This is a genomic window from Clostridium sp. D5 (assembly GCF_000190355.1).
Classification (GTDB): Bacteria; Bacillota; Clostridia; order Lachnospirales; family Lachnospiraceae; genus Faecalicatena; species Faecalicatena fissicatena_A.
This window is the reverse complement of record NZ_GL870817.1, coordinates 220,225-231,013: the sequence shown is the minus strand read 5'-3', so window position 1 is coordinate 231,013 and position 10,789 is coordinate 220,225. Positions and strand designations below refer to the sequence as shown.

Here is a 10,789-nt window from a genome sequence, read left to right as displayed (position 1 = left end):
CGAACATTCTAACCATAGGTATCTTATAGACTCTCGGCTTATAGGTAACACAGTCTGCCTCCAGACCGCTTTCGACCACTTTAGGCAGTGGTTACGGTTACTCTCAGCCTTTGTCATGGGGCTTCGTACACCAGCCATTACAGCTAATGCACGCCCATCAAGGGTAGGCGTTTCAGGGCGTTACCCCGTCATTCCACCTATCAAACTACCAGTTCTCCGAACAACGGAAAACCGTTGCTCGTGCGCAGACTTTTTACCGTCTGCGAACGAGTCGCACTTACCCAGAAATCGTCTCCGGCCTTGCCTTCGCCTTTGGTATTGGCGATCAGCGTTGTTACCAGCTTCAAGATGTCCTTTTCGCTATGGATATAGGCGAAAGGGTTATAGTGCATGGACTTCTTGAAGTTGATTGTATTTAGGACCTTGATTCGGTACGGCTCATAAATGACCTTGCCGTGCTTATCCTTCATGGGCTTTCCGTCCTTCCCCGGCTTGGGTGCGCCCCTTTGGAGCATTTTTCCGCACTCCACCAAAATGGTTCCCTTCGGGTCCGTCACAACATAGGAGCTGTGCATCTGCATCAGGTTGGGTTTCAGCCAGAATCGGGTCTTACCGGAACCGGAGCCGCCAATCACCAGTACATTTTTGTTTCTGGCAGTCTTGGGGTCCTTGGGGCGGCTGTTCATGGTCAGGCTCTCCGTTTTCGTCAGAATCACATTGTTCTGAAATACAGGATCAACGTAAGGTGCAATATCCTCACGGGTTCCCCAGCGGGCCGAACCATATTCCAAACCATGTCGATATTTCTTGGCGTTCTTGCTTTTAAGATACACCGCCAGCCTCAGACCAACACCGCAGCACAGCCCTACCAACAAGTCCAATGGATGCAGGCTTGGCCAGAAACTTTGCAACGCCCCAGGCAGAACCGCAACCAGCGAAAGAAACTTTTCTGAAGCATCCGCCCCTTGTGCCATTCGCCATGCCTCTCCAAAATTGGTAGCAAACAGCCCCAGCAGGATATACGGCATATTCAGCAAAATGAGCTTTTTGATGTCCAATGTCTTTTTCATCGTTCCAGCTCCTTTCGCTTGGTGCGATCCACCACAGCATTTTTAACCATCTCTTTGAACTGGTTAAGTTTTGCCAGTACGGACGGGCGCTCTGTTTTCGTTGCCTTTTTGACCTTTTTGTTGGTGTACTCTGTAAAAGCTGCTGTCAGAGCATCTGCATCACGGCCTTTGAAAAAAATCAGGTACTTTGGCGGAGAACTGCTGCGGTCCTTTTTCACCGCATAATCCACACCATATTTCCGGGCGATTTTCTCAAACTCCTTGATAGAGGGGTCTGTGATCTCAATGTTGGATATTCCCTGATTCTGCCCGACAAGCTGCTTCACAGTCTGTTTTCCATGCGGAACAACCGGCGCATCACGGCTTCTCTGTTTTTCCAGCTTCTTTTCCTTTCGATGTGCCATGTACTTGCTTATGGCAGCCTTAAACATTCTGCCGGTAAACTTTGTTCCACTGACAACCAGCGTCAAAGTCCTATTTTCCACTTCTTCCTGCATTTTCATCGCCTCCTTTCCACAAAATGTGCAGGGGTGGTGCATTTCTTTCTAAGGCGGGACCACCAGCCGCCGGAGGAGGTATTTTTTCATCGCTCCATCCCGCGGCTCCTTTTCTTTACCGGCTTCTTATCCGGCAGATTCCACTCTTTCCGGAACTCTGCCACACCTTTGGGGTCAAATGCCTTCAGCTTCTCCAGATCAAAGGCAACAGCAGAATATTTTCCATAACCGGACTGAACCTGATAGGGAAGCACCTTCCCCAATTTGTTCTCTTTGATGAATCGTAGCAAATCCTTGCTGATGTCACCGGAAATAAACGCCTCTCCGGGGTCCAGGGAATATCCTGGTAGGTTCACCGTCATATCTGCAAACGCCTCAGCTCCATCTTCTGTATGGGTAATCATGCCGATATAAAGCCGCTGATTATTCGCATACATTCCAAGTTGCAGCGATATGGTTTCTTCCCCATATTCCCACTTAAAGGGTACTTTCTTTTCCTCATTCATATCGGATTCCTCCTATCGTATCTGTTCTTTGTGGTCATAAAACAAATCTCCATTTCTGACCTTTGCATGGCTGAGAATCTTGATCTGCCCATTTGCCTGACTGTCCAGAGCTTTTTCATAGCCTATATCTGACAAAAACAGGCGGGTGCGTTCTCCTTTCCAGCCAACCGGGGAGTCATGCGTCAGTACATCAAAAATAATCATGTGCCGGGTGTTCTCCGCAAATCGCTGGAGATCCATGTAGTCATGACCGTGATAGTTCTGCGCCCCGGCTTTCTGGCGCATTTCCTCCATCAGCTGCCCGATTGTTTTGCCTTCCTGCATAAAACCCACTTCCTTTCCGTTCTTATGAGACCAGCAAGATCATCTCCCGCAGCTGAGCAAAGTAGAGCTTTCCCTTTGGCGTAACCAGCGTGTAGGAGCCGGTATGCCCGTGATTGCAGTAGTCTTTCACACAGAACAGCCCCGTATTTTTCACATTGGCATAGGGCAGCACATTGCCGGATGCTGTGCGGTACACAAACCGTCGTTCTATCAGAAACCGAACAAACCGGCGCTCCGGGACATCCAACTCTTTGGCGGTTGTCCTGAGATTGGTGCTGTGCTTTAAGTCGATGAACAGGTCATAGAAAGCGGCTTTGCCCTCCAGCTGTGCATTTTCCTTACGCAGAGAAATATTTGCTTCACGCTCAGCCAACAAGTCTGAGCAGAGCTTCATCAGAGCCTCCGGGGAAGTAGCTACCTCCCAAAGCTTCTCTCTTGTGAGATAGGCCCCGTGCTTGCGAATGGTAGGCAGAACCTCATCGAATACCCACTGTTCAAACTGTTCTGCCGATGGCAATTTGCTGTGAACAATCAGGCGGTACAAATCTCCTTCGGGGATAAAAGTCATACTGATTTTGCGGTCGGGGCTTTGTGGGTGAGGTGCGTCGCGTTTCACGACATACCTACAATGGCGGATAATTGCATCGCGGGAATTGCTGTACCCCAGCGCAGCGGCCACATCCGTTCCGCAGAACAGGTATTTGCCGTTTTCTTCGATGACCCGGATACTGCCAAACTCCGGGTTTTTGAAAATTTCCATCTGGTTCATGTCGTGCCTCCTTTGGCATGATAAAAGGCGGCCTTTACCAGCCGCCTGCGTGCATATCGTGGTTGACCAATGAAGTGAAGTGATTATTCATGGTGGTAGGCGCATTGAACAGCACCGCAAGCAGGTACTGCTTCATGTTGCGTACCTGGGTGGTGTTCTTTTGCAGACAGTCCATGACAAACTCGATGTGGGAGCTGTCCAGTTTCAAAAAACGGGAACGCACGATCTCGTGAGGAAAGTCTGCCCCAGAGATCCGGGTGGTCTTTCGTCTGGCACAGACCGTTTCTACCAACAGCTCTACGATCTCATTCAGGTCATCCAGGTAGAGAGGATAACGCTGCTTCAGACAGTCATACTCGATATTCTCCTGAATCAATTCCCGATAATTTTCTATCTCTGTGACAGACATCGCATCTCTTCCTTTCCGTTCCGGCGGTCTTGCCGCCGCTGTTTCCCGGAAGGGAATGGAATCGGTACTTGATCCATAAGTAATTGATTTTTCTGTATTTGATTTCTCTATATTTAATTCTGCGGGCTTTTCCGTATCCGGTTTTACCATATCCGGGTTTTCCGTATCTGGTGAAACCACATCTGACGGCAGCATATCCAGCTTCTTTGGCTGTGGCTGCTCATAAATGATGTACTCGGTATCAGTAATACGGCCATTCGCACCGCGAAGCTGCCTGCGGACAATATAGCCAGCTGTTTCCAACTCTTTGAGCGCAGAGCCAATAGCGTCCACACCCTCCTTACAGATGGCAGCCAGCCCTCTGGTAGTGTAATTCCACTCCTCTGGCAAAGACAGCATCATGGAAAGCAGCCCCTTGGCTTTTAACGACAGGTTTGCATTTCGTAAATGATGATTGCTCATCACGGTATAATCACGGGTCCGTTCAATGCGAAAAACGGCCATCGACCTCACTCCTTCCGAATTTTTGGTATAAAAAAACCGCAATCCTCATTTCAAAGAATTGCGGTGTTCAGCGCTTTTCAAATTTTCTTGCATAGAACCAGAACAGCGGCTTTTGTGGATGCCCCCCTGTAACTGGCTCCTCCTTGGCGAAAGGAAGTGTTTGCATCACGCGGTCAATATCCGTCGAATCCATGTCATGCTGAGATCTGCAATCTTCCCGAATTGCTTCCTGAATTTCCTTTACCGTACACATAGTCATTCCTTTCCTTTCGTTGTATGGGTTTATGAGCGGCGGCGCTTTCCCGGTTTGAAATCGAGGATATGTCCCTCAATCACACGAGCGTAACGCTTGATCTTGATCTCCCGGCGCTGCTGGCTTTGCAGGGCGGACTGATACCCGTCCTCAGTCAAAAACAGCCGCATTTCATCTCCGGGTCTGCCGTAAGCGGTGCTGGGGCGCAGAACGGAAAACTCAATCATCCAGCGGGTGTTATCCCAAAACCTCTCTACGGCGAGAATGTTGTGTCCTTTCAGCTCACGGGCTGAAATATCCCTCATAGGCGGCTCCTTTCATCGTTCCTGGTCCCTCTGACGCTTTTTCTGCCATGCTTCCAGCAGTTTGATAATGGTCTCCTGCATCCGAGCCGGCGTATAACTTTTGGGGAAATATTTCCGCAAAGTATCAGAGGTAAATGTCACTCGGTCCAGGTCGCTTTTCTTTTCCTCACCCATGATGACACGCATAATATCGAGGGTCAGATGTCCCTCCTGGCTATATTTCTTGAGCCGCTGGGCTTGGGAAAGGGAAGGGGTAGCCTGTTCACTGTCCATGGCATCCAGCAGGTCTACCTGTTCTTCCTTTTTGAGAAAGGACAGCTCATAGGCAGGGTTCAGAGCAATCTTTTTTTCATCCACCATATCCATCAATTCAGGAATCAGCTCTGTCAGACGGATATAGCGCTGTACCTGCCGTTGGCTTTCCCCAGCTTGATCTGCAACCTTTTGAATAGAGGTCTGCGACTTCTCGCCAAGTTGGCGAGAAGTTAAATCGGTTCGTGCGCCCTGATGTTTGACAGCCTCCAGCTTCATTTTATAAGCAAATGCCCTTTCACTGGGGAGCAGGCTTTCTCGCTGCAAATTGCTGTCAACCATAATGATCGTGGCGGCATCATCATCCAAATCCCGAACAATGACCGGCATGGTCTCCTTTTCTGCCAGCTCACTGGCCCTGTGCCGCCTGTGTCCGGCTACCAGCTCATAGCCGCCCTCCGGGTCCGGTCGGGCAATGGCCGGAACCAGAACGCCATACTGCTTGATACTGTCAGCGGTTTCCATCATAGCTTCGTCATCCTTGACTTTGAATGGGTGGTTCTTGAACGGATGCAGTTCAGTCAACGGAATTTCCTGAATCTTTTCCAGCTTTGCATCCTGGCGGCCTTCTTCGGTGGAGAACAGATCATCTACCGAGGCCAGCTCTATTTTTTTCGCGCTGCTTTTCAAGTTTCAACACCTCCTTCGTCAGATTTTTGTAGCCCTCTGCCACCTTGCCGCCGGGATCGTGGGCAAAAATGCTTTTTCCCTCGGCGCTGATTTCCTTAGCCCGAACAGAATGGGGGATCTCTGTGCCGAATACTTTGATCTTGCTGCCATAGGTCTCCCGCAGGAGAGCGGAGATCTCTTTGGCAAAGTTGGTTCGGCTGTCCACCATTGTCAGCAGGATACCGTCTATCTGAAGCTTTGGGTTGATCTGCCGCTTTACCTTGTTTACCGTGGAGAGCAGCTGTTCCAGCCCTTTTGCGGGCAGATACTCCGCCTGAACGGGAATTATGATCCTGTTTGCAGCGGCCAGCGCATTGACTGTGAGCATCCCAAGGGAGGGCTGGCAGTCGATGAGGATATGGGAGTATTGCCCCTTCAGCGTGTCCAGATATTGCCGCAAGATAGTCTCACGGCTCATGGCATTTACCAGGGATACTTCCATGCCGGATAACTGGATGTCCGCAGGCATCAGGTCAACGCCTTCTGCATGATGCAGAATACCTTCTCCGGGGCGTATAGGCTGATCCATCAGAATTTTGCCCATTGCATCCGACAGTGTAAATGGCAGCTTGTCTGGTTGCGGATTTCCCAAGCTGATTGTCAGGCTTCCTTGCGGGTCCCCGTCAATCAGAAGCACTTTCTTTCCGGCCTGTGCCAGACCTATTCCCAAGTTCGCACAGGTTGTTGTTTTGCCAACACCGCCTTTCTGGTTGGCGATGGCGATGATTTGCGTGTTCAAATAAACCTCCTCCTTCTACAAAAAATATCCCTATTCCGAAAAATAGGGATGAAAAAAGCCGCTTACTCAAATAAATGAATAAACGGCTATGTAAGAAATATTCGATTGTAAGTAAAGTTTTATATCACTGCAAAATACCGAAGTGCATCTTTGATTGCTTCTACCTTTTCTGGTGTCGGATGCTTCCTCGGCTGTTTCAATTCTTCTACCGCATTAGGAGCATCATACATTGGCAAGCCTAAATCTCTCTTTACCTCTGCGATATATGCGGTATGTACTTTGAAGCCGTATTTCGCTTCTATGTACTCCTTAATCATTTTGTAGGTCACTTTTTCTTTGGGCTTGTACGCTTCGGCTCTTTTAGCAATACTATCTACCGGAATCTTGCCCTCGCCCTCTCCAAACTCCACATCAATGTGGATATAACTGTCGGCTTTTTTGTGGGACAAAAGAACTACCGTCTCAACATGAACCCCCATAGGAAACTGATCCACAGCCCGCACTCTTACCAGCTCATACCCTTCTCCGCTCAAATATTTCAAATCCCTCGCCAGAGTAGCCGAATCACAACTTACATACACGATCCGATCCGGTTCCATCTCCGCCATTGTCTTCAACAGAGATTCCTCGCACCCTTTCCGCGGCGGATCCACCACAATCACATCAGCATGTGCTTTTTCTCCCGGATGCTCCATGGCATACTCCCGATAATATTCCGGCAGCACATCCTCTGCCCTTCCGGTATAAAACTCCGCGTTACCAATCCCATTAATTTCCGCATTATTTCTGGCATCCTCAATGGCCTGGGGGACAATCTCTACTCCATAAACCTGCTTTGCCTTCTGCGCCAGGAACAATGAGATCGTTCCGATCCCGCAGTACAGATCCCAAACGGTTTCATTTCCTTTAAGCCCGGCATACTCCAGGGCCAGACCATAAAGTTTCTCCGTCTGAACCGGATTCACCTGGTAAAAGGACAGCGGTGAGATCTGGTATTTTATACCGCCGATATAATCTGTGATAAATCCCTGCCCCCACAGAATATCGTAGCTATCTCCCATAATGACATTTGTTTTTTTCCGATTCACGCTGGTCGTAATGCTTGTCATACCCGGAATTTCCTTCAGTTCTTCTATCAGCTCCGCACTGTGGGGGATCGTTTTCCCGTTAATAACCAGACAGACCATAATTTCTTTTGTCACAAACCCGAATCGAATCAACGCATGACGGATCAGACCACGTCCTGTCTTTTCATCGTATGCGGTGATGCCGTATTTCTTCATAAAAGCAAGTATAAGCTCAAGGATCTGCTTATTTACCGGCACTCCAAGGGCACAGTCTGTATTTGCAATAATATCATGGGTACGTCCGGCATAAAAACCGGTGACCGGGTTTCCTTCCTTATCCGTGCCAAAGGGGAACTGCGCTTTATTCCGGTAATAAAAAGGAACTTCCATCCCAACAATAGGCTCTGTCACCCGTTCCAGAAGCTCCGGCGCAAAACCGCCAATCCGCTCCAGATTTCCCTTTACCTTATTTTCCTTGAACTCCAGCTGTTTCTCATACGACAGCTCCTGTATCTGACATCCGCCGCATTTGCGGGCAAACTGGCATTTCGGCGTGACACGGTTGGGTGAGGGTTCTATGATATCCATTAATCTTGCATAGCCGTAATTCTTTTTTGCCTTCATAAGCTTAGCCTTCACGACATCGCCTATCACCGCATCCTTAATAAATAAGGTATAGCCATCTACTTTGCCTATACCTTCTCCGCTCACACCCATATCTTCAATTGTCACTGTGACAACATCATTTTTTTGCATATATACTCCTTCTGTACGTCTTAGAGTGCATTTGATAAGTCATCGCACCGTCCAATTGTACCAATAATTAACACAACCGGAGAGACACCCGATTTATCAAATACACTCCACCATACAACTTTTTTATATAGAAGTTTTTCTTAAATTTGATTCAAACAGCCGATTATACCCCAGCCACTCAGTTCCTGTCTTATCCTTGAATATTTCTGTCAGCGTCTGCATCTTCGCATCGGCATTATCTGCCAGATTCAGCGCCATAGCTTCCGCCAGCGCCGGTTTTTTCGGAGAGCCGTATTCCAGTTCTCCATGATGGGCGATAATACAGTGTTTAAGCTCGCTTGCCAGCTTTTCCGGGAATCCGGGGATTGCACGTACTGCCTCGCTTACCATTTCCACGCCAATTATGATATGGCCCAGCAGCTGACCGTCATCAGTATAATCATTATCCGGAAATTCGGACAGTTCTTTTGTTTTACCTATATCATGGCAGATGGCTGATGCATAAAGCAGGTCTTTATTTAAAATAGAATAAGTACCCGCAAAATATTCACACATTTTCACCACACTCAGTGTATGTTCCAGCAGCCCCCCAGCAAAACCGTGATGCACAGTCTTCGCAGCGGAATGGCCTTTGAACACTTTTATGAATTCTTCATCATCCGTAAAGTAATATTCCACTGCCTGACGCAGGTAATCGTTGGATATCTGGCGTATGTAGGAACGCAGTTCCTCGAACATGCCGTCCACACTCTTATCAGAAGTAGGCATATAGTCCGCCGGATCGTATTCCCCCTCAGCAGCTTTTCTGATCTGCTTGATGTTGAGCTGCCGATTGTTATTATAGCTGATGACTTCACCGAACACTTCTATAAAATCCTTCTCATCGTAATCGGCAATCCCCTGGGAGTTTGGATCCCATACTTTTCCGTCCAGAGTTCCTGTCTTATCCTGAAGCAGCAGGTTGTCGTAAGGTTTTCCATTCCTTGTCTCCGCAGAACGTTTCCCCTTGCAAAGATAAATGCCGCGTATTGTCTCACCTTCATGTAATTCATTAATATATTTCATAATTTCCTCCATTCCATTTGTGTTAATTGTTTGAGAATTGCATGGGGGTCTGACCCCTTTGGCAAAGGGGTCAGACCCCCATGCAATCCGCCTCCACGCAACCTCGCCGTGTACATGACTGAGGCTGCCTTATATCTGGCAGCCCTCTACTTTTCTTTTTTATTCCCGCCCGAAGGGCACGGATTACGGGTTGCCCCTGGGCATCGTTTATTCCTGACTTCCTATTGTCACAGTAAAGTCTATATCCACATACCCGTTCGCCCCGCGGCGTTTTCCTTTTATTTTAACATTGTCCCCTACTTTGCAGCTTATGACTGCCTTTTCATAGGACAGGGTATTAGAAATCTTTGTGCCGGCCACTTCCTGAATGATGTCTCCGTTTTGTATTCCTGCAGACATGGCCGGTGAGTCCGGGTTGATCTCCATTACGTAAACTCCGGCCGGCATTTCCTGGGCCTCGGATATCGTATCGTTGATGGTTGTGCCGTAGATGCCTATATAAGGCACACTCTCCCCGTTTACCAGCAGTTCTATTGTGGCTTTTAAATCAGAGATCGCCAGTGCTTTGGCGGTATTGTTCTGTGCACCGCCCCAGATACCGGGGTCTATCATACCGATTACTTCTCCCTGCATGTTGAACAATATCCCTGTACCGCCGGCTTCTGCCGGAATATCGGTTGCCAGAATACTTCTCTGCCCGTCTGCCTGGGTTTCGTCGTATGCATTGGAACTTACGATTCCGTATCCAACTCCGTCCGCATACCCAAATGTATTGCCAAGGGCAATGGCTACATCTCCCTTAGTGGTAAGGTTTGAATTACCAAGGACCGCCACTTTCACAGCGCTCCATGTGGTATTTGTAATCTTGGCACGCGGTATCGCAAACACTGCAAATCCGCTGTTTCTGTCCTGTTTTTTTAAGGAGGCCCCGTATTGGCTGTCATCAGCAAAAGTGATCTTCCACTTTTCAGCATCCTGGCATACGGAACTGTCACAGAGTATCAGGAGTTCCTGCCCGTTGTCCGCGGCGATCAGTCCTGCAACGCTGCCCCCCAGTCCGCTGTTCGCTGTCAATGCAGCATCTTCTCTGTCAGGCTGCACAGAAACCACACACTTGTCCGCCTCTTTTGCTATCTCAAACACACTTTTCATCATTTCCTGATAGCTTTCTGAATCCAGTACAGGCGGTACCTTCTCTTCTGTGGCGGAGTCTGCTGTCTGCTGCTCGTCAGTCTCCTCTTCGTCCTCCGGTATTGTTACGGTCTTGGGATTCCCCTGAAATTTATTCTGTGCCCATGGTTTAAGCGCAAAAAAACTAAGGCAGGCGAACGCCCCGAAAATCAGTCCATATATCCCCACTCTCGCAAGTTGTGTGAGGATTTTCTTTCTGGTGACTGGTTTTGGTTTAATCGTCTCCTGCAAGAAAGAAAACTGTTCTTCTTTCTGCTCCTCCAGGCCCTGGTCCGGCTTCAGTTTCGGATCTTCATCATACGGCATAGACTCTAATCTCCTTTAGTCTATAGTATAACCGATTCATTCGGATT

General features: G+C 48.5%; 13 protein-coding genes. All 13 read right to left on the bottom strand.

The genetic code is table 11. The annotated features are described in order from the left end of the window. Positions 1–200: 200 nt before the first annotated feature. Positions 201–1,070 (bottom strand): type IV secretory system conjugative DNA transfer family protein, encoded by an 870-nt coding sequence (locus tag HMPREF0240_RS18505; RefSeq protein WP_009004947.1) that lies wholly within the window; start codon positions 1,068–1,070, stop codon positions 201–203. Continuing rightward, positions 1,067–1,567 (bottom strand): PcfB family protein, encoded by a 501-nt coding sequence (locus HMPREF0240_RS18500; RefSeq protein ID WP_007886614.1) that lies wholly within the window; start codon positions 1,565–1,567, stop codon positions 1,067–1,069. Before HMPREF0240_RS18500 ends, HMPREF0240_RS18505 begins: the two co-directional genes overlap by 4 nt. Positions 1,568–1,653: 86 nt before the next feature. Next, entirely contained in the window at positions 1,654–2,073 is a 420-nt protein-coding gene (locus tag HMPREF0240_RS18495; RefSeq protein ID WP_009004946.1) for a DUF4313 domain-containing protein, read from the bottom strand. 12 nt (positions 2,074–2,085) lie between these two features. After that, positions 2,086–2,397 carry a DUF5720 family protein gene (locus HMPREF0240_RS18490; RefSeq protein WP_025487374.1) on the bottom strand — a complete coding sequence of 104 codons (312 nt, stop codon included), beginning with the start codon at positions 2,395–2,397 and terminating at the stop codon, positions 2,086–2,088. A 22-nt stretch (positions 2,398–2,419) separates the two neighbouring features. Beyond that, complete coding sequence (locus tag HMPREF0240_RS18485) at positions 2,420–3,166, bottom strand: phage antirepressor KilAC domain-containing protein (RefSeq protein WP_009004944.1); 747 nt, start codon at positions 3,164–3,166, stop codon at positions 2,420–2,422. Positions 3,167–3,200: 34 nt separating this feature from the next. Continuing rightward, entirely contained in the window at positions 3,201–4,079 is an 879-nt protein-coding gene (locus HMPREF0240_RS18480) for a DUF6017 domain-containing protein (protein ID WP_009004943.1), read from the bottom strand. A gap of 67 nt (positions 4,080–4,146) precedes the next feature. After that, positions 4,147–4,332 carry a hypothetical protein gene (locus tag HMPREF0240_RS18475; protein WP_025487375.1) on the bottom strand — a complete coding sequence of 62 codons (186 nt, stop codon included), beginning with the start codon at positions 4,330–4,332 and terminating at the stop codon, positions 4,147–4,149. A gap of 29 nt (positions 4,333–4,361) precedes the next feature. Next, complete coding sequence (locus tag HMPREF0240_RS18470; protein WP_009004941.1) at positions 4,362–4,637, bottom strand: DUF5720 family protein; 276 nt, start codon at positions 4,635–4,637, stop codon at positions 4,362–4,364. A gap of 12 nt (positions 4,638–4,649) precedes the next feature. Further along, positions 4,650–5,579: a ParB/RepB/Spo0J family partition protein gene (locus tag HMPREF0240_RS18465; protein ID WP_009004940.1), complete on the bottom strand. Its 930-nt coding sequence runs from the start codon at positions 5,577–5,579 to the stop codon at positions 4,650–4,652. Next, the gene (locus HMPREF0240_RS18460) at positions 5,536–6,357 is read right to left on the bottom strand and encodes a ParA family protein (RefSeq protein ID WP_009004939.1); all 822 of its coding nucleotides are present in this window, start codon (positions 6,355–6,357) and stop codon (positions 5,536–5,538) included. The genes HMPREF0240_RS18465 and HMPREF0240_RS18460 overlap by 44 nt, the downstream gene beginning before the upstream one ends. A gap of 119 nt (positions 6,358–6,476) precedes the next feature. Continuing rightward, a complete protein-coding gene (gene rlmD, locus HMPREF0240_RS18455) occupies positions 6,477–8,180 on the bottom strand; it encodes a 23S rRNA (uracil(1939)-C(5))-methyltransferase RlmD (RefSeq protein ID WP_009004938.1) in 1,704 nt (567 codons plus the stop codon). Between the two features lie 123 nt (positions 8,181–8,303). Continuing rightward, positions 8,304–9,245 (bottom strand): HD domain-containing protein, encoded by a 942-nt coding sequence (locus tag HMPREF0240_RS18450; RefSeq protein WP_009004937.1) that lies wholly within the window; start codon positions 9,243–9,245, stop codon positions 8,304–8,306. Between the two features lie 207 nt (positions 9,246–9,452). Beyond that, a complete protein-coding gene (locus HMPREF0240_RS18445) occupies positions 9,453–10,742 on the bottom strand; it encodes a S1C family serine protease (protein WP_009004936.1) in 1,290 nt (429 codons plus the stop codon). Positions 10,743–10,789 lie beyond the last annotated feature (47 nt).